General features: G+C 55.0%; 16 protein-coding genes. 12 read left to right on the forward strand and 4 right to left on the reverse strand.

Going from position 1 to position 20,068, the window contains the following annotated elements; genetic code table 11:
• Positions 1–264 precede the first annotated feature (264 nt).
• The 7 genes from VFX97_14190 to VFX97_14220 all read left to right on the forward strand — a co-directional run bounded on the left by VFX97_14190 (position 265) and on the right by VFX97_14220 (position 8,759).
• Positions 265–1,293 carry a hypothetical protein gene (locus tag VFX97_14190; GenBank protein HEX5704349.1) on the forward strand — a complete coding sequence of 343 codons (1,029 nt, stop codon included), beginning with the start codon at positions 265–267 and terminating at the stop codon, positions 1,291–1,293.
• A gap of 116 nt (positions 1,294–1,409) precedes the next feature.
• Positions 1,410–1,868, forward strand: a complete 459-nt coding sequence (locus VFX97_14195; protein ID HEX5704350.1) for a CARDB domain-containing protein — start codon at positions 1,410–1,412, stop codon at positions 1,866–1,868.
• A gap of 289 nt (positions 1,869–2,157) precedes the next feature.
• Positions 2,158–3,798 (forward strand): DUF885 family protein, encoded by a 1,641-nt coding sequence (locus VFX97_14200; GenBank protein ID HEX5704351.1) that lies wholly within the window; start codon positions 2,158–2,160, stop codon positions 3,796–3,798.
• A 65-nt stretch (positions 3,799–3,863) separates the two neighbouring features.
• Positions 3,864–4,586: a DUF305 domain-containing protein gene (locus VFX97_14205; GenBank protein HEX5704352.1), complete on the forward strand. Its 723-nt coding sequence runs from the start codon at positions 3,864–3,866 to the stop codon at positions 4,584–4,586.
• A gap of 349 nt (positions 4,587–4,935) precedes the next feature.
• Positions 4,936–6,939 (forward strand): hypothetical protein, encoded by a 2,004-nt coding sequence (locus tag VFX97_14210; GenBank protein HEX5704353.1) that lies wholly within the window; start codon positions 4,936–4,938, stop codon positions 6,937–6,939.
• A 203-nt stretch (positions 6,940–7,142) separates the two neighbouring features.
• Positions 7,143–7,835: a hypothetical protein gene (locus VFX97_14215; GenBank protein HEX5704354.1), complete on the forward strand. Its 693-nt coding sequence runs from the start codon at positions 7,143–7,145 to the stop codon at positions 7,833–7,835.
• Positions 7,836–8,009: 174 nt separating this feature from the next.
• Positions 8,010–8,759 (forward strand): DUF72 domain-containing protein, encoded by a 750-nt coding sequence (locus tag VFX97_14220; GenBank protein ID HEX5704355.1) that lies wholly within the window; start codon positions 8,010–8,012, stop codon positions 8,757–8,759.
• A gap of 320 nt (positions 8,760–9,079) precedes the next feature.
• Here VFX97_14220 and VFX97_14225 read toward each other — a convergent pair whose 3' ends face one another.
• On the reverse strand, positions 9,080–9,415 hold the full coding sequence (locus VFX97_14225; GenBank protein HEX5704356.1) for a hypothetical protein: 336 nt from the start codon (positions 9,413–9,415) through the stop codon (positions 9,080–9,082).
• Between the two features lie 163 nt (positions 9,416–9,578).
• On the opposite strand from VFX97_14225, the gene VFX97_14230 reads away from it, so the two are divergent.
• Positions 9,579–11,024 (forward strand): MBOAT family O-acyltransferase, encoded by a 1,446-nt coding sequence (locus VFX97_14230; GenBank protein HEX5704357.1) that lies wholly within the window; start codon positions 9,579–9,581, stop codon positions 11,022–11,024.
• 14 nt (positions 11,025–11,038) lie between these two features.
• The gene (locus tag VFX97_14235; protein ID HEX5704358.1) at positions 11,039–12,241 is read left to right on the forward strand and encodes a hypothetical protein; all 1,203 of its coding nucleotides are present in this window, start codon (positions 11,039–11,041) and stop codon (positions 12,239–12,241) included.
• An 11-nt stretch (positions 12,242–12,252) separates the two neighbouring features.
• Here the strand turns inward: VFX97_14235 and VFX97_14240 are convergent, their stop codons facing one another.
• A complete protein-coding gene (locus VFX97_14240) occupies positions 12,253–13,410 on the reverse strand; it encodes a GSCFA domain-containing protein (GenBank protein ID HEX5704359.1) in 1,158 nt (385 codons plus the stop codon).
• A gap of 458 nt (positions 13,411–13,868) precedes the next feature.
• Here VFX97_14240 and VFX97_14245 point away from each other — a divergent pair, with 458 nt between their 5' ends.
• Together VFX97_14245 and VFX97_14250 are read left to right on the forward strand one after the other, a co-directional pair.
• The gene (locus tag VFX97_14245) at positions 13,869–14,201 is read left to right on the forward strand and encodes a DUF4199 domain-containing protein (protein HEX5704360.1); all 333 of its coding nucleotides are present in this window, start codon (positions 13,869–13,871) and stop codon (positions 14,199–14,201) included.
• Entirely contained in the window at positions 14,131–14,433 is a 303-nt protein-coding gene (locus VFX97_14250; GenBank protein ID HEX5704361.1) for a DUF4199 domain-containing protein, read from the forward strand. Before VFX97_14245 ends, VFX97_14250 begins: the two co-directional genes overlap by 71 nt.
• Before the next feature lie 270 nt (positions 14,434–14,703).
• On the opposite strand, the gene VFX97_14255 is transcribed toward VFX97_14250, so the two are convergent.
• Both VFX97_14255 and VFX97_14260 read right to left on the reverse strand, forming a co-directional pair.
• Entirely contained in the window at positions 14,704–17,250 is a 2,547-nt protein-coding gene (locus tag VFX97_14255; protein ID HEX5704362.1) for a protein kinase, read from the reverse strand.
• 430 nt (positions 17,251–17,680) lie between these two features.
• Positions 17,681–18,649, reverse strand: coding sequence for a quinone oxidoreductase (locus VFX97_14260; GenBank protein ID HEX5704363.1), 969 nt, complete (start codon positions 18,647–18,649; stop codon positions 17,681–17,683).
• Between the two features lie 263 nt (positions 18,650–18,912).
• Here VFX97_14260 and VFX97_14265 point away from each other — a divergent pair, with 263 nt between their 5' ends.
• Positions 18,913–20,031: an alanine racemase gene (locus VFX97_14265; GenBank protein HEX5704364.1), complete on the forward strand. Its 1,119-nt coding sequence runs from the start codon at positions 18,913–18,915 to the stop codon at positions 20,029–20,031.
• Positions 20,032–20,068: the final 37 nt, after the last annotated feature.

The following is a 20,068-nucleotide window of genomic DNA, read 5'->3' on the forward strand; positions in this document are numbered from 1 at the left end:
TCATCACCTCTTAGTTAATAAGCATTAGTCAACGGCCGAAAGAGATTATCCACAGATTACACAGATTGCACAGATTGAAAACAACGAATAACAGAAAGGCACGGCGGGATCGAAAAGTCTCAAGTCAAAGTTTCAAAGACCAAAGACCTCTGTGGAATCTACGTAATCTTGGATCATTCCTTGAGTCTAGCCGCACACTCGCACGCGCTGCTATACTCCGCGCGCTCTCTCCACAAGACTTTTTACCGACCCCTGGAAAACATAATGCGGATGAAATTCCCCCACAGTCTTTGCAATCTATTGCTCGTGATGTTGCTGCCGGCTTTGCCCGCCTTCGCCCAAAATGCTTCCGTCACGGTGGGGAAACAGGTGGGCCGAATCCCCAAAGTTTGCGAGTCAGTAGTCCCGGCTTCAATCGAAGGCACCGTCGACATCCCCGCTCTGGTGAAAGAAGCATACTGTAAAGGCGCCGGCGATATGATCACTGAGTACAGCTACGTAATGAATTCCCTGGGGCGCTCGATCGATAAGAAGGGACAGACAAAACAAGGGTCCACCACCTACGAAGTTTTCATTCCGACTTTGAAGAGCGGGACGCGGGGCAAGGGAGTTCTGGTGATTACCGCTCGTGATGGCGTGCCCGTGCCGGCGGCGGAGCTGGAGAAGGCGCGGACTGAGGCGGGCGAACGTCTGGAAAAAGCGGAAGAGAAGAGCGCGCGTGAGCGTCAGTCACTACCGCCACAGACGGACTCGAGTGCGAAGGGCATGCTGCCCCTCGGTATGTACACTTACACGACCAACGGCCGGTCGAGCTTCTTCAAAAAGGGCAGCGCGAGGCTCGGGATTCATACTTTTCTCAGAACGTGTGATTTGACTCTGACGCGTCGCGGCCAGCATGAAGGCCGGGAGATATTAGTCTTCAATTTTACGCCGCGGCCGGACGCGCAATTCAAAGACAGCGAGAAATACATTGCCCAACTAACTGGCGAGATTTGGATCGACGCCCACGATCGAATCGTGACCCGGCTCACGGGTTGGCCATCCCCCGTGGCGAGTATTCCCGGCTCAACCAATCCACCGCCAGCGTCTGGCGAAAGACCGCCGGCCGTGTATGTCGAGATGCAGCGTCTACCCGAAGGCATTTGGTTGCCGCGGATTATTCGTATTAACGGCGCCGATTACCAAAAGCTGTTCGACGGAATCGACACTGAGTCGATTTCAATCTTCAGCAACTACATTCGCTTCTCGACCGAGATCAAGGACGTTAAAGTAAACACGCCCAGCAATCCGTGACCGGTGGTATAGTGCCGCCGCCGTTGACGGGCTGCGGGCCTTTGCTTTGGATTTCAGCGTAGTTAACCCACCCGCCTCTGCTGCAACTAGTGGCATAAAGAAAAGGAGAAGGAAAAATGAAAAAAATCATCTGCTTGTGTTTCATCGCCGTCTGCGCCTTGCAAGTCGCTTTAGCGAGCAATTCGGGGTTCAAAGACAATGTCGAGCATAAAAGCGTCGCCGTGAATTTGACCCCGCCAATGCCGGATCTAATTGTCAGGGGAAATGAGTTTGAATTCGCCGGGAACAAAACGGTGAACGTTTATGTTTCCAATAACGGTGATGCTCCATCAAAGCGTTGCATTCTGGAGTTGACGGTTCGCAAAATCGGTGACGCCGCCGTGGGCCGAACTAAGAGGGCGACAATTCCAGTGATAGAGCCGGGCAAGTTCGTAAAAATCCCGGTGGACGCGTCAAGTATTCTGCCCAACGCCGTCAATCTCAAAGACACAACCTTTAAAGTGATCGCCGACGCGACCAAACTCAATGCCGAGTCCAACGAAGACAATAATGAAAAATGGCACAACTTGCCGTAAGACTTCGTGGCGAATCAGCACCACCTTGCGGCTTTCCTCTCTCCCTCTGGATTTTCTCCTTCTCCCCTTGGGAGAGGGCTGGGGCGAGGGTGCGAAGCAGCGACTGCTGAGAAGCGGAGGCGTCATTTGCAGAAGGCGCCCCGCTTCTTTTCTTCTACTGCGGCTTTGCCGCCGCACAGCGCGTAAGCCTCCGGCTAACCCGCAAGTGACTCTTCCTTATTTGCGCTCCGCCCGGGGCGAGTCGTAGCCTGCAATAATTGATGTCCGAGGCTAAAATTCACGAACCAACATGAGCACATCCACCTACGATCAACTGCAACAACTCGCGGAAGAATTCTGGGTCTGGCGCGCTGCTAATCAACCAATATCCAGTGATGACATTCCCCGTATTGAGCGCCCTGACGGTTGGACACCGGACTGGTCTCGTACGGCAATTGAGCGGCGTCGGACGGAGGCAGCTGATTTCGCCAACCGCCATCAGGGAATAAGTGCGAGTGCCTGGCCGGTGCCGCAGCAGGTTGATTACCGCTTGATCGGCTCGGCGATCGCGCGCGTGCATTGGGAGTTGAATGTTACCCGCGGCCAGGAGACCAACCCCGGCTTCTATGTAGAACAGACTTTGGGGTTGCTGTTCCAGTCGGTGCTGACACCCCCTCCATTTACGGAAGCGCGCAGCCGCGACATCATCCGGTACCTGCAAAGCTTCAGCGGAACCGTGACGGCCGCCAAAGAGAATCTCGCCGGCAAAGCAGTCAAACCGTTTGCGCTCGCTGCGCTTGAGAAGTTAGTGGACGCCCGGTCCCGGCTCACAAAAGTCGGCACCGAACTTGGCCCGTTCCTCTCAGGTGTCGATCGATCGGAATTTGACCAGTCGGTCATGGACGCAATCACTGCGCTCGAATCGTTGCACGATTGGTTGACTGCTGAACTCGACGGCATGACGGAAGAGACGGCCGTCGGCCGCGAGGCTTACATCTACTTCCTCAAGCATGTCGCGCTGATGCCATTTACGCCTGAGCAACTGCTGGTCATGGGTGCGTCGGAATGGGAACGCTCGGTCACGTTCGAATCATTAGAACAAACCCGGAACGGCGGCGAACCGGAACTCGACTTGTTTCCCGATCAAGCGACCCAGATGGCGCAGGAAGAATTCTGGGAAGGGGAGGCGCGACGCTTTCTCGAAGCGAAGAACATTCTCACCGTGCCTTCATGGATGAAGCACTATCGCAACCTGCCTCTGCCGTCGTACATCGCGCCTCTGGGATTCATGGGTGTGACTGACGATCTTACTTCCGACACCAGACTGGAAGAGGATGGCGTTAGTTACATCAAGCCGCCGTCTCCCGATCTGGATTATTTTTCGTTGTCGATCGCCAAAGACCCGCGACCTCTGATCGTGCATGAAGGCGTCCCCGGCCATTACTTTCAAATGACGCTCTCGTGGGCGCACGAAAACAAAATTCGCCGCCGCTACTACGATTCGGGTGCGAACGAAGGCATCGGATTTTACGCCGAAGAGATGATGCTGCAGTTTGGTTTCTTTGATGACAAGCCAAAGCTGCGCGAGGTCATGTACAACTTCATGCGCCTGCGCGCGCTGCGGGTGGAAGTTGATGTGAAGCTGGCCACCGGCGAATTCACCATCGATCAAGCCGCCGACTACCTGGAAACGATCGTCCCGGTCGATCGTGGCACCGCGCGACAAGAGGCCGTCTTCTTCGCTTCTTCACCGGGTCAGGCGATCACCTATCAGATTGGCAAACTCCAAATCGTGAAGTTTCTCGCCGACGCGCGCCTTAATCAGAAGGAGAAGTTTGAGCTGCGCGCCTTCCACGATTACTTGTGGAAGAACGGCAACGTACCGATTGCGTTATTGCGTTGGGAGTACCTTGGTTTGAGTGACGAGATTGAACGATTGGATGCGACGTAAGGGGTTCAATCCCACTCCCGATTTGTCGTGATTACCGGGTGGGTTATCCTTCTCTTTCCAGGCCGATGAAGGATCTTCAACTCAGCTTGCAAACTAAGCTCCTGCCGGCACGAAGTGTGCTGCTTGCCGCCGTCAGTATTTTCGCAGCTTCGTTCTTGCTGCCGGTCTGCGCACAGCAGACTAATCCGCCGCCACCGGTCGTCGTTCAGCCGGGCGCGCCCGGTCAGCCGACGCGCAGGCTGCCGTCATCGACGCGACCCACTCTACCGCCGACGTCGCCAAAGGATATTGAGTTCATGCAGGGCATGATCATGCATCATGCTCAAGCCGTGGAAATGACGGCGCTGATTGCATCGCACACGACGAACAAAGAGCTGCGTTTGTTCGGAGCGCGCATCAGCCATTCGCAGTCAGACGAGATGGCGTTCATGAAACGCTGGCTCGCCGCCAGAGGTGAACCGGTTGTGCCCCAGATGCCGTCGATGGGAACCCACATGCCGGGTATGGATATGACGAGCCACTCGATGCTCATGCCCGGCATGCTGACGCCGAAGCAGATGGAGGCGCTGCGAAAAGCAAAAGGCGCCGAGTTCGACAAACTGTTCTTGAGTGGAATGATTCAGCATCACAACGGCGCTCTCGTGATGGTGAAGCAGTTATTCGACACCGCCGGCGCGGGTCAGGACGCCGAGCTATTCAGTTTTGCGACCGACGTTGACAGTGGCCAACGTGCCGAGATTAAGGTCATGGAAAAGATGCTGGGAGCGGGGGCAGTAGCCCGACCGTGAATTTGCCGGTGACAAAGCGCGCGGAGCGCGCGACAGCATAAAGCCCGGGGCGTAGAGCCCCGGGATCAGTCAGAAGTATCGAACGAGCCCGCGGGAGCGGGCGACAGACCGCTTTGATTGCAAATTTCCAATTTGCCGCTCGGGCAGGTTAGAGATCGGAGATCGGCCAACGGCAATGACTCGGCTGTCGCCACTTCGTGGGCTCCAAATTGGTTGCTTGCCTGATCCTGGGGCTTACGCCCCAGGCCGGGCTCCCCGGCCGAGCATCTCGGCTGGGGTGGAAGTCTTTATGCTATCGCCCGCTTCGCGGGCTTTGAACAAAAATAACCTTCTTTGAAGGAGACAACGAATGAATCGGAAACATAGTCTCGCTTTCCTGGTGCTAATCGCATCGCTCGTTCTGGGGTTTTATTTTTCAACCGGGACGCAGGCGCAGAATCCCTCAGCTTCGCCGTCACCCTCGCCTACGCCTGAAAACCCGTTTGCTCCGGAAACGGCGCCGGCGCTGCCGCCGGGAATGACGGGCTCAGATACGTCGGACCCTCGCGCGAATCTGAAGCCGGGAATGTACGACGCCGGTGAAGCAGCGCTCGGGCTAAAGCATCTCTTACTACTGAAGAAGCCCGACGCCTTTCAACTCGAATCCGACAATCCTGACGATCCGCGAGTCCAGAAGACCCTGGAGCTGCTTGGTATCGGTGAGCCCTCGAAGCTTGAGAAGTCGGCTGTGTTGCCGACGGCGCAGCTGGCGTTTGCCAACTCTGACCTGGCATTTCAGGGCAACCGTCTGTTCATGGGAAATTTCTATGGCTTAAATATCTACGACATTTCAACTCCCGCGAACGCCCGGCTTTTGACTTCGATAATCTGTCCCGGAGGACAGAACGATGTGTCGGTTTACAAGAATCTCTTGTTCATGTCGGTTGAGATGTCGAACGGCCGGCTCGATTGCGGCCCCCAGGGATTTCCACCGTCACCTCCACCGCCGGCGGGACAAGAGAAGGATCCGCCTCCACCGCCCGCAGAAAAGGATCGTTTCCGCGGTGTGAGAGTTTTCGATATCAGCGACATCAGCAATCCCAAACAGGTGGCCGCCGTGCAAACTTGCCGCGGCTCGCACACGCACACCCTCGTGGTCGATCCGAAAGATAAACGAAACGTTTACCTCTATGTTTCGGGCACTTCTTACGTGCGCCGAAACGAAGAGTTGGCGGGGTGCTCGGGCGAACAGCCTGAGAAGGATCCGAATACGGCGCTCTTTCGCATTGAAGTGATCAAGGTGCCGCTGGCGGCGCCGCAGAATGCAAAAGTAGTTTCCAGTCCCCGCATTTTTATCGATCCGCGATCAGGCAACGTCGCGGGACTCACGAGTGGCCCATTTCACGGCAAAGCGGGAGAGGCGATGGAAAAGCCCGCGCTCACCAATCAGTGTCACGACATCACCGTGTATTCACAGCTCGGACTGGCGGCCGGGGCGTGCTCGGGAAATGGAATCCTCCTGGACATCAGAGATCCGGTTCATCCGAAACGGGTGGACGCGGTCAACGATCCTAATTATTCCTATTGGCACTCCGCCGCGTTTTCAAACGACGGGAAAAAAGTCGTCTTCACCGACGAGTGGGGCGGCGGACTCGGCGCGCGTTGTCGCGCTACCGATCCGAACAAGTGGGGTGCTAATGCGATTTTCAACTTGAGCAACAACAAGCTGAGTTTCGCCAGCTACTACAAACTGCCGGCGGCCCAGACGGACAGCGAAAACTGCGTGGCGCACAACGGCTCGCTGCTTCCGGTGCCGGGGCGCGACATCAAAGTGCAGGCCTGGTACCAGGGCGGTATTTCAATCATGGACTTCACCGACGCCGAGCATCCGGTTGAAATCGGCTACTTCGATCGCGGGCCGATTCTTCCCAACCTGCTGGTGTTGGGCGGCGACTGGTCAGCTTACTGGTACAACGGCTACATCTACGCCTCTGAGATCGCCCGCGGCCTGGATGTCTTTGAGCTCGTACCGACGAAGGATCTGTCTCAAAACGAGATCGATGCGGCGAAGACAGTGCGGATGACTGAGTTCAACGTGCAGAACCAGCAAAAGATTGTCTGGCCACGCAAGTTGAGCGTGGCGAAAGCGTATCTTGATCAGCTGGAACGATCTCAGGCCCTGCCGGCCGATCAAATCGCGAGTGTGCGGCAGGCGATTGGAACTGCGGAAAGCTCAAACCTGAGTCGCGCTTCGCTGGTGAAGCTGCGTGGCCTGGGGATGTCGGTGCAAAAGAGTGCGACAACGGCCAAGAGCGCGGCGGACTCGAATCGGCTGCGAAGCCTTGCGGATGTTTTGCTTAGGCCGGTGCGGTAAGAGTGAGTTGGATAATGAGGTCAGTACCACCTGCGGTAGCGGGTGGGTAGAGGCGCAAAGCGCCGGAATGCAATACCCCGACCGTTAGGTCGGGGTAGCATCGAATACCTAATCTAGAGGTCGGAAGACTGGAATGACAATGCCGGCCCCTCCTGCCTCATGAACCCAGCCGCGACCGCAGGTGGTACTGACCTCATTAACCAGTGAACTCTGAACTCTTAATCCCTCTACTAACATTCGGCGGGACCCTTTTGCTGGTCCTGACCGGCCTCCTGAATTTTTCCGTCTTCGTCAGACAATTACGCGCCGCGCGGGACCAGCTTGAGACAGCGCGGCGGCAGCTGGAGAGCGCCCGGCAGCAGCCTCAGATCCAACTGGTGCAGCGGGCGATGTCCGAGACGTCTGACCACTTGAAGATCCTGATCGAGAAGCCTTACCTGCGTCCTTACTTCTATGACAACAAAGCCTGGGTCGAAGGCGACGCCGCGAGCCTCAATGAGGTGAAGGCCATGGCGGAGTTAATCCTGAACAACTTCGCCTCTGCGATCATTCATTCAGCTGTGTTCCCTGAATATCCGGTCCGTGGCGTTGAAGAGACGATCAGGTTTCATCTGCGTCACAGTCCCGCGCTGCGGGACTTCCTGATGGAAGGCTTCGACCGGTTTCAGCTTGCCGGACTCGCCCTGGTCTGTTTAAAAAACGAAACGAAGGCCGACGCCGAGCGCGACTTGCGCGAATTAATCTCTGCCCCCGGCGTGGATGCGGCAGAGAAGGCGCGACGCGAAAGGCTCCTGCGCCATTTGGAATCTGCGGACAAAGCGCATCCGCTCGAGTTGGCAAAGTACAGTTTGGAAAGGGCTGGAGCCAGTGAGGCGCGCAGCGCCGAGATTCGATAGCCCCGACCTGGCGCCTCGAAATGTTCTGGTTCATATCGATCCTGCGGACCCTCGGAACGTTTCTCAACGACGTAACCACGGCCTGACGGACGCGGCTATTTCATCACGGTCCTTCGGACCTGACCCGGCAAGAAAACTGATGAGCACTCTTCAGGCAAATCCTAATCCGACTCAATGACTTGTAGAGAAGTAACCGGGGGCACTCGAGTCGGAACCTGTGGTTTTGGTTTGGCGCAGGCCGACTACGCACGCACTTTCTCTTGCGTCGAAGTTCAACATACCTTCTACCAGCCACCTAAACTTAGTACCCTGGAACGCTGGCGCGCTCTCATGCCTCCTGACTTTGAATTCGTCCTCAAGGCCTGGCAATTGATCACCCATGACGCCAGGAGCCCCACCTACAGACGGCTCAAAGTGAAACTCTCAGACATTGAAAAGGAAGAGGCGGGTTATTTTCGTGATTCAGCCATCGTGCGGCAAGCCTGGGAAACTACCCTCGCGTCCGCCAGGGCTTTGAACGCCCGGACGATACTCTTCCAATGTCCGGCTAGCTTTACTCAAACAGAAGAGCACATTGCCAGCCTTAAGAAATTCGTTACCTCCATTGATCGAGAGGGCCTGAATCTTGGTTGGGAGCCACGCGGAGATTGGGACGGCGTCGTCGTCAAGTCCATCTGTGACGAGCTTCGCTTGTGGCATGTAGTCGATCCGTTCGTAAACAAAACTACGACTTCGAATCGCCCCTACTTCCGGCTTCATGGGCGCAACGGCTGGCGGTATCAATATGAAGAGGGCGAGCTCGAAGAGTTGACCCTCGCGCTGCCGAAACGGAAAAAGTCTTACGTCTTCTTTAATAACTACAAGATGACCGAAGATGCATTGAGGTTCTGCAAGCTCCTGGGATCTCGTACGCCGAAGGCATGAAAGATGGGAGCCAGCCCGAGTGAGGCGCGAAGCGCCGTTATGAAATAGCTCCGACCGTCAGGTCGGGGTTGCGGTCCAAAAGAAATAGTTAAGGCCCGATAGGGGCGACATGATTCATGCCGCAACGTCGGCGCTCGGTGTCATATATACTCGTCAACCACGGCCTTACGGCCGTGGCTATTTCATAACGGTCCTTCGGACCTCTCGTGGTGATGCGCGCAGCCCCGAGATGCAAAACCCCCGACCGTCAGTGGGGTGAAAGTCTTTATGTTGACACCGCTTCGCAGGCTAGTTCCCGCTTGGCTAAAACAATGCGATTCCTAACTCTCGTCTTCCTTCTCGCGATAAGTGTTTTCGGCTGCTCGCCGCGAATAGAGCAAGGTTTCTCTTCCGAGAACGACCAAATACTTCGACGCGCCTTCGAGAGTCAGGCTCGCAAGCTTCAAGTCGAAGGCCGGGGCGTGGTCAAGCAGATTCTTCCTGACGACTACAAGGGAAGCAGGCATCAACGTTTTATCCTGGAACTCAGCTCGGGGCAGACCCTGCTCATTGCCCACAACATTGACCTGGCGCCACGAGTACCTGGCCCACACGTGGGAGACGAGGTGTATTTTCGCGGGGAATACGACTGGAATCCGGAGGGCGGGGTCGTTCATTGGACTCACGACGACCCTGCCGGGCGACATCCGGGCGGCTGGCTCAAGCACCAGGGGCAGACATACCAATGACCGACCAGTTTTCCGGGCCACAGAGAAGCGTTGAAAGCTGAGCAATGCCGCAACTTTGAATTTTTCAACTCGGCGGCGAAACTACCCGACAATGTTGTTCACTGAGCCGTTATTTCTATTTCTTTTTCTGCCTGCGCTCTTAGCAATTTACTTCGCCTCTCCCCGCCCGATCCGCAATGCGGTACTTTTGACCGCCAGCTTTCTGTTTTATGCATGGGGCCAGAATATTTACGTCGTCGTGCTGTTGATCTCGATTCTGCTCAACTACTGGCTAGGGCGGGCGATCGGCAACTTTGAAGAAATGAAACCGCGTCGACTGATTGTGGCGCTGGCCATCGCTGCGAACCTTCTGTTACTCGGATCCTTCAAGTACCCGGCCTTCATAGTGTTGAACCTCAACCGCTTGCTCGGGATGTTGGACTTGAGCTCCATACCCTCGCCTCGCTCGCACCTTCCCGTCGGTATTTCGTTTTTCACTCTGATGGGCATGTCCTATGTGATTGATGTTTACCGAAAACAAATCAAGCCAGAGAAAAAGTTTCATGTCTTCCTGCTCTATCTCACATTATTTCCCTATTTGATTGCCGGCCCCATTGTGCGATATGCGGGCATTGCAAAAGAACTCGTCGAACGCCACGTTAGTCTTGGCGGTTTCGCAGCCGGCATCAGGCGTTTCACTATCGGTCTGGGCAAAAAAATGCTAATCAGCAGCACGCTCGGGCTGACGGTGGACACGATCTTCAAAGTTCCGTTCGCGGAATTAGAGCCGGGGATCGCCTGGCTGGGGGCGGTTGCTTACGCGTTGCAACTCTACTTTGACGTTTCCGGCTACACCGATATGGCGATTGGTCTGGGTTTGATGTTCGGCTTTCATCTTCCGGAAAACTTCAACTATCCCTACGTTGCTCAGTCAGTCACAGACTTCTGGCAAAGATGGCACATGACGTTGGTCGGATGGTTTCGCGACTATCTGTTTTTCCCTTTAAGCTACCGGCGCCCAACCTGGCGCATTCATCTCAATCTGATAATCGTGTTCGTGCTTTGCGGGTTCTGGCACGAGGGGAGCTGGAAGTTCGTTGTCTGGGGTTTTGCGTTTGGCAGTGTGCTTGCCGTTGAGCGCATGGGCTTCGCGAAATTGCTGGCGCGATGGCCGCGACTACTGCGCCATCTCTACGTTGTGTTTGTGATCTTAGTCACCTGTATTTTAGTGCGCGCGCCTTCGCTTTCCGACGCGTTGCGTTTTTATCAGGCCATGTTTGCGCTTAACTCCGGGAGAGCTGGACACGTCCTAAGTACATACTTGACCCCGATGTTTCTCCTCGCTCTCAGTGCGGGAATACTGGGCTGTTTGCCCTTGGCTCCAACGATTAGAAATTGGCAGGAGAGCTTGAGCAGTCGACTTGGGGATGCGCGGGGGAATCTGTTAGACGCCGGGTTCGGGGTTTTCAATACCGCGAGCCTGGCCGTGATTTTTCTTTGTTCGGTGTCACTGTCGGCGGCGGGAACCTACAGTCCCTTCATCTACTTCAAGTTCTAGAGTGAGGAGACACTTTGCAGCTTTCTAAAAAATTTCGCGCGGTTCAAGACACCTTACTGACGTTTCTTTTCACCGTCGCCATAAGCTTACCGATGGTTGGTCTGGTGTTCCGTTGGGACGTAATGTCCGAGCAGCTCGAGAACCGGCGATTAGCGAAGCTCCCTGCGTTACCGGCAAACTCAGAAGCGATTTCTAACTTTCCGAAAGAGTTTACGGCTTACTTTAACGACAATTTTGGTTTTAGGGCCTCGCTGGTTCGTTGGCAGGCGCTGGCCAAGCTGAGATTGTTTAAATCGGCTTCGCCAAACGTAATCGTGGGAAAGGACGGCTGGCTTTTCTATGCGGGCGAGTACACGGCCCACGGGCAACCTACGGTTCCGGCTTACACTAAAGAGCAATTGGATCGATGGCGGCAGCTTTTGGAAGGAAGACGCGACTGGCTGGCGCGGCGGGGAATTCGCTATCTGTTCGTAGTCTGCCCAAATAAAGAGTCCGTTTACCCCGAGTATCTTCCGTCGACGTTTCGCCGGAAGAATGAAACACGCCTCGACCAGCTGCTGGCCTACCTCAGGAAGAATTCAGATCTGAAAATCCTCGATCTCCGGCCGGCGCTTCATGAAGCGAAGACTCGTCGCCCGGTATTTTACAAGGTGGATAGTCATTGGAACTCTGCCGGAGGCTTCGTGGGGTATCAGGCTATCATCAACGAACTTCGCAAATCATTTCCTGATTTGCAGCCCGTTTCCGAGTCTGATCTTGTGCTGGTTAATCGCCAGCGGGCGGGAAATCTCGTGGGCATGTTGGGTCTGGGGGGCCACGATAAAGAAAACTCGGCAGACCTTCGCGTGCGCAAGCCGGCTTTTTCGATGCTTAGCAACGAGCCGATTACCGTTTTGGCAGAGCCGCTTTACGCCACAGTTGCAGAACGTAGAGGGGAGGATCTGCCCCGGTTGGTAATGTTCGGTGATTCAATGAACAAATTCATGATCCAGTTCTTTCCTCAGAACTTCAGTCGGGCAGTTTTTGTCGCGGCCCCCCGACTTGATCCGGTGCTGATTGCGTCCGAGCGTGCCGATATCGTGATCCAGGAAATGGCAGAGATGAGGCTGGTGGACGATCCGCCGGCGGACCTGTCGGAGATTGATCTGTTGACGTCGGAAGGAAAGGGAAGGGTTTCGTTCAAGTTTAATACCAATTACATTGACGCCGAGCCTTAGCGCCGTCGAGGTTACCCCGATTGGTGTCCATTTTGCGCCCGGACGGCTTCACTGATTGCCTCGACGGTATTCAGTCCGGCTATTTCATAAGTCGGAAATCTGATCCCAAATTCTTCTTCGATTCCAACCAGCAACTCCAAATGTCCGATTGAATCCCATCGAGGAGGATTGCCAATTCTCAACTGACCTTTAGCTTCCTCAGGGGAAAGTTCAAACAATCTGGCAATCACGGCGCGCACGCGCTCTTCCACGTCGAGCGATTTCTGAAGTGGCGAAGGTTTCTCGCTTCCGGCTGCGCCAGACAGAGAGGCAATATTCTTTTCGCGTGTTTCCCGAAAAAGCGAACCAACGTCATCGAGGCTAAGAGGAGTTTCGCAATAGATCGCTTCGAAAAGCTTCAGGAAAAAGAGAATGAGATCGTCAGAAGGATGGCGGTTGTCGTCGGTAAACTTATTAGGGAAAAGCTCGTTGAATATTTCGTAGGACGGTAGATAGAAAATCTTCTTGTTGAGGATTTCCGAATTCTCCCCCAGAAATTCATCCAGCGCTGCCCGCAGGATGGACTTAGATGCGGAGTTTGCGGTCATGGAGCTCACTGGGCGGAAGGTTGCAGCGAGCGGAATCGGAGATAAAGTGAACAACACTCTGGCCTGGGGAGAGTGCTTGAAAATCAATTCGCATATGCGGCGGATATTCTGCTTCGTCTCGTCAAACGAGCAGACGCGAAACCTGTGTCGAGAGGGATCATATAACCTCATCGGAACAGCGCGCCAGAACACGCCGCCGGTCTTTTCGTCATACCAAACTTCCGAAAGGCCCAGAGTGATAACGAAAAAATCCGTCTCGAGAAATACTTTCCTGGTTCTTTCTTTTATTTCAGGCCGATAGCCAAATTCTTCAGCGCGGAATCCATACCAGAGGTTTTCGGGCGGCTCCAGGTCTTCCAGCGCCCACTCGAACTGCTGGCGCAGGGCATAAGTATTAACCAGACCTTCGCCCATTGAAGATATGTAGATCTCCGGGTGGCGATCCCTGGCGACGTCGTATCCGATTTGCCTCAGATAGTTGACCAGATGTGCAGCGAAGCAACTCCCAAAGGCGGTGATTCTTGTACGACTGTTCAGGAACGGTCTTTCCGGGAGCCATCCCTGCAGCACGAAGTTTTCCAAAAAATCCGGATTCGCGAAATCCGTTTTGTACGGGTTGAAATTGCAAGTGTCTCCACGAAAAAAGGAGCTGCCAATTTCTTTCTCGCTTTCGCCGGCGGGCCGATGCTGTACGATCTCCTGCAATTCAATATCCGTAATGTTGTGGCTCATTCTGATTCCTTGACGGTGTCGTCCAAACTTTCAGGCGGCATTTGAGCGGGCAGTTTATACTCAAAGGTCCGTTACGGGTAAACGTGCGCCTGTTTCAGTGAAATGATTGCCTGAACCGTCATTTGGAATCAATGAGGTCCCTGTCCCGAAACATCGGATTCATGCTAGAGAGACTAGTGCCCGCGCCGGTGTCACCCTTTTTAGTGATTTTCACTCCAGCGGCCAAAGTCACTCAAAAGGATGACGACAAGGTGAGTGCTTAAAGATTACCTTCCACTCGACTTCAAAACGCAGAGGAGTGGGAACGCATGAAAAAGACTGTTCTGTACTTCGGATTGTTTTCGGGTGCCATCGCGGCCTTGATGATGTTCGTCACCATCCCGCTCATCGGTCGCATTCCCTTTGAATATCTCACGGTTGTTGGTTACGCGACATTCGTCACCTGTTTTGTGATGGTGTTCTTCGGCATCCGCTCATATCGCGACCGGGTTGCGGGAGGGACGATCACATTTGGACGGGCCTTCAAAGTGGGAATTTTTGATCACGCTGATTTCCTGTGCGATTTACATCGTGACCTGGGAATTTGTTTACCACTGGTTCCTGCCGGACTTTCTCGATCAATATTCAAACTACATGGTTGAGAAGATGCGTGCGCAGGGAGCGACGCCGGAAGCGCTCAACCAGACGGTTCAGGAGTACCAGCAATTCAAGGAGTGGTACAAGAATCCTTTCCTGCGTTACGCCATGACGCTGATGGAGCCTTTTCCGGTGGGACTGTTGATTACCGTAATCTCTGCTTTGATTCTGAGAAGGAAGCTACCGAAGCGTGACGGGGACTCAGGCGACGCGGAAATTGCACCCGTAACAGGGTGAGCGGGCGTCAGCCGTAGGCGACTGCTTCTGAGAATCGCAAAATCGCCGGCCTGACCTGGTTGGGTTGCGGGTCGTGTCCTCACCCGTTGGGTTGTGACCTGATTTCGTAATCTCTGTGGGACTCTGTGGAACTCCGTGCCTCTGTGATGAATTTGCCGCCAGAAATTTACCACCACAGAGACACCGAGAATCACAGAGCATGCACAGAGAAGCCCATCAGGATTCTACTGTCTGACTTGATAGCTGCGGACAGCCAGCCAACAGCTTGCCTTATGGTGGGAAACCGACTTTCTTTAGCAACTCCGGAAAGCGCGGATCGTCGCGCAGCGGTTTCATGAAGGGATCGACTTTCACAAAGCCCACCAATTGATCAGCCTTGACTGCTTCGTTGAGTGCCGCAAAAGCCCGCTCATTGTCTCCGGTTTCCGCGTAAAACCCCGCCATGTTGTAGGGACTCATTTTCATCGCCGCAGGCTGAGCGGTCACCGCGCGCAAAAATCCCTGCCACCCTCGCTTGGCAAAACTCTCTCTGATCAATCTGGCGGCTTCCGCTTCGTCTCGTAAGTCTTTGCTCTTCGCAAGTTCGTCGATAGCCGAAGCATAGTTACCCTTAAAGCGATAAACGTTGTAGAGATAGTAATGCGAAAACCAGTAATCGGGCGCCAGCTCGATCGCCTTTTTCATTTGCGCCTCGCCCTCGTCGATTCGCCCCGAATAGAAAAAACAGACGGCATAATTGACGTTACCGGCGGTTGATAAAGGTTCTATCTCCAACGCCCTCTGGGTCGCGGCGAGCGCCTCAGCAAACCTGCCCAGATAGAGAAGTCGCAAACCATTCAGGCGATGAGCGTCACTTGAATTGGGATTAGCCGCCAGTGCCAATTGAACCTCGCGTTCCCAGCCGGCAAAATCGTGGTCCTGAAGAAACCTGAGCACGCCTAGCACGATATGGGGTTCAGCCAAAGAGCTGTCCAATTCGGTTGCCTTTGAGGCAAACGCGCGGGCTTTGGGAAATGTGTTTCCGGACGGCTCATCACCAAAAATCGTGAGGTAGGCATAACTGATCGCCAGTCCGGCGTACGCCAGGGCATAGTTTGGATCGATGCGCACAGCCTGCTCGAAACAGTCGATAGCTTTATGCGAGTCCTTTGGCGTGCGTTTGTTGGCGTAAAAGCGGCCCTGCAAGTAAAGCTTGTAAGCCTCGGTATTTTGCGTGTAGTGCTTGGCTAACTTCTGTTCGTCCGCGCCTGACAATTTGATTCTGAGTTTACTGGAAACGTCGCGCGCAATGTCGCTCTGCAAAGACACCAGGTCGGTTTGTTTGCGATTGTATTGCTCGCTCCAAATTACGTTTTCGGTTTGGACGTCAACCAATTCAAGATTTAGCGTCACTCGATCACCGTATTGAGCAACCCGGCCATTCAAAATCGCCTGCACATTCAGTTCGCTGCCCACGATTTTTGGGTCGGTATCTTTTCCTTTGTAGCGAAAGACAGAACTGCGCGCTTTAACGTTCAGATTCGGCAATTGTGACAAGCTGCTGATCAGGGTTTCGGTCATCCCGTCCGCGAGATATTCGACGTCCACTTTGCCGCTTTCGTTGATGAAGGGCATCACCGCGATCGATTCAATAGTCGCGCTTGAAGTGCGGCCACGCAGATAAAAGCCGACGGCCGTGGCCGCCGCCAGCAACGTGAGCAAAGCAATTCCCGCCGCGAATTTATGCTGTTTGATGCGGGAGACAACATTCTCGCCGCTGGAGGCGCTCGTCTCAATCGAAGCCGATGGCGTACTGATTGTTGGACCGAAGCTTTCGCTGCCGGTGGACTTCGCGCCCGCCGGCTCAGTCGTGGTGCTTCTGGCCGGTGGCACAGTTGTATCGATGCCGGCGCCGCGAACCTCGCGCCGCAGCTCTTTCAACTCATTTGCAACTTCCTTAATCGATTGATAGCGGTCTTTGGGATCTTTCGCGAGACAACGTCTCACAATACGCTGTAGTTCCGGAGGCGCGGATGGATTGGAATCAGCGATGGACGGTTCCGGTTCATAAACAACCATGTGTAAGGATTTAATGAGCGACTCACCTTCGAAAGGCTTGCTGCCGGTGGCCGCTTCATACAGGATGCATCCGAACGAGAAGATGTCGGATCGCTGGTCGATCTCTTTTGTCTTACCCTGGGCCTGTTCCGGAGACATGTAACCAAAGGTGCCCATAATCACGCCGGGCGTTGATTGCTGCTGCATGATTGCCGTCTCAGCGTCTTCGTTTGAACTCTCATTCTCGTTTAGAGGCGGGCTACCCCCCGCCACCTCGCCCCCGCCTAAACTGGTTTGAGGTTCGACAAGTTTCGCCAGACCGAAATCCAGAATCTTCACGTGCCCGTCGCGCGTGATCATGATGTTTTCAGGCTTGAGATCGCGATGAACGATCCCCGCAGCATGTGCCTGGGCCAGACCCTCCGCCGCATGTTGCAGGTACCGCAAGAACCTGCGCAGCTCGGTATGCTGACGACGGAGCTTCTTACGCAGCGTCACGCCATCGACGAATTCCATCGCAATGAAGTGGTAGCCCTCATGTTCGGCAATCTCATAAATCGTCGCGATGTGGGGATGGTTGAGAGCCGCCGCGGCTTGCGCTTCCTGTTCGAACCGCCGCATTCGATTTTTGTTTGAAGCGAGTTCGGCGGGAAGAACTTTTAAGGCGACATTTCGGCGGAGCCGTGTGTCTTCAGCCAGATACACTTCTCCCATTCCACCCGCGCCAATCTTCGAACGGATTTCGTAACGGCCGAGTTTTGTGCCGGGAGTTAAGGCCATTGAGGGTCTGGCTATTTTACTCAGGAAAGGAGTTTAGGAATAGCTCTAATGTGTTGAATTAATCGGGGTCGAATTAATCGGGGTCAGGTCAGAATTGATCGGGGTCATGGCCTGCGATTTTGCCATTCTTGGGTGCAGCGCACGACAACATGGAGCGTGGGGCGTAAGCCCCAGATAGCAGCCCCCAATATCGGTGAGCCCGGGAAGCGGGCGAAAGAATTTGGGGTGCGCAACAGAGCGCGCCGGGGTCCCCGGCGCGGCATCCGCGCTGGGGTGGTCGTAGCGGCGACAGCGCTTGGATTCAAACTCATCCAGGATGCAACTATCGCTGGGCGCGAAAAGATCCAAAGCGCTGTCGACGTCCCGACAAGTCGGAAGTCAGCCGGCGCACTCCAAATCTGTCGCCCCTCCGCGGTTGTCCATCTACCCCTCACGGAATCAACAACAACTTACCCGTTGTCTTTCGTCCCTCGAGGTCGCGGTGCGCTTGCTGCGCTTCACCGAGCGGATATCGATGATGAATCTGGATTTTCAATTCACCATTAACAATCATCCCGAGCACGTCGCCCGCGCGCCATTCCAAGTCCTCTCGTGTCGCGGAGTAATGTGCGAGCGTCGGTCGCGTGATAAACAGCGAACCCTTCTGCGACAGCTTGATCAAATCGAACGGCGGCACCGCCCCGCTCGCGCCGCCAAACAGAACCAGGTACCCGCGCGGGCGCAACACATTCAGATCGCGATCAAAAGTTGCCTTGCCCACGCCGTCATAGACCACGTGAACGCCAAGGCCGTCCGTCAGGCGTCTTGTCTCTGATTCAAAATCGTCTTTCGTATAGACGATGCACTCATCCGCTCCGGCTGCGCGCGCCAGATCCGCCTTCTCTTCGCTGCCGGCCGTGGCAATAACACGTGCGCCGAGACCTTTGCACATCTGCACCAGCAGTTGGCCCACGCCGCCCGCCGCCGCGTGAATCAAGGCAGTTTCACCGGCTTTTACCGGATAGGTGCTGCGACAGAGATAATGCGCGGTCATGCCTTGCAGCATCGCCGCGGCGGCCGTGTCGAAATCCAATTGCGCCGGCACCTTGACGAGGCGATCCGCAGGCACGCACGCGTATTCGGCATAGCTCCCGGTTATTCCGCAGTACGCCACGCGATCACCCGGTTTGAGATTCGTCACGTCAGCGCCGACTTCCGCAACCACACCCGCCGCTTCTTGTCCGGCAATGAATGGCAGCGGCGCGGGATATCTGCCCTCGCGCAGGTAGACATCGATGAAATTGATTCCGATCGCCTTGATCTCGACGAGCGCTTCGTTTGGTTTAGGCGTAGGCGTTGGCAGATCTGCGAGTGTGAGCACTTCGGGCCCGCCCGTTTGCGTAACCTGGATGGCTTTCATAGTTGGGATCGTAATTCAGTGGGAGGCTATTTGAGAAATAGAGAGTCAGTACCATCTGCGTTAGCGGGTGGGTATGAGGCGCGAAGCGCTGTCATGCAATAGCCCCGACCGTCAGGTCGGAGTAACATACGCAGACCGCATCGAGGCCCGAAGGGCCGACATGATCAATACCGCACCTTCGGCGCTCGGTTATTTTTCCGTAATCAAACCACGGCCTGACGGCCGTGGCTATTTAATGACGGCCCCTTCGGGCCTCACGAACAATGAACCTTGAAACTCTGAAAACACCGAGTCTCGTACTCGACGTCGCGAAGGTTAAGCGCAATGCCGACCGCATGAGCCAACGGATCAGCCAATTTGGTGCTGATCTTCGCCCGCACATCAAGACCCACAAGTGTATTGAAGTTGCTCGCATTCAAACTGCCGGGCACTCCGGCGCCGTCACGGTCTCAACCCTTGCCGAAGCACGAGCGTTCGCTGCGAATGGATTCTCCAAAATCACCTACGCCATCCCGATCGAGCCGGGCAAATTTGCTGAAGCGATTGAGCTCTCCAGAGATTGCGAACTGGCTTTGATAACGGACGACTCTGATCTGCCCGATCCTCTGAATACGGCCGCCAAACAGGCGAACGTTCATCTGGATCTCTTTCTGAAGGTCGACTGTGGATATCATCGGTGCGGTGTCGAGCCCACTGAAGGAGCGGCTACCGAGATTCCCCGCCGCATATCCAACGCGTCAAACCTGCGGTTTGCGGGAATCCTGACCCACGCGGGTCACAGTTATAACTGTCAGACAAAAGCAGAGGTTCTGGCCCTCGCGAAACATGAACGCGATGTGATGGCCGGCTTTGCTGCGACGCTCCGCCAGGAAGTCGGCCCGGTACCAATCGTAAGTATTGGCTCAACTCCAACTATCACGAGTGTCGATCATCTCGACGGCATCGACGAAGCACGCCCTGGAAACTACATCTTTTTCGACGCGTTCCAGGCGACCCTGGGTAGCTGTTCATTTCAAGACTGCGCACTGACGGTCCTCGCTTCAGTCGTGCATCGCGACCGGGGCAGACAAAAAGTGATCATCGATGCCGGCGCCATCGCGCTATCGAAGGACCGCGGTCCGGTGGGTCTCAATCCGGATTGTGGCTATGGCAGAGTACTGAACCTCTTGGGCGAGGATCTGAATCTAACCGTCAGCGAGATGTCACAAGAGCACGGCGTCGTCATGGTGAAGGATGAGAACACTTTCGACCGGCTACGCGTTGGGTCGCGCGTCAGAGTTTTGGCAAACCATTCGTGTCTGACCGCGGCCCAACATTCCTACTACAACGTGCTCGAAGGCGAGCACATTGTGGACCACTGGAAGATTCATGCCGGCTGGTAATCTGTGGTCAAACATGACAATGCCCCGGCGAGGAGCC

Source organism: Pyrinomonadaceae bacterium (assembly GCA_036277115.1).
Taxonomy (GTDB): domain Bacteria; phylum Acidobacteriota; class Blastocatellia; order Pyrinomonadales; family Pyrinomonadaceae; genus UBA11740.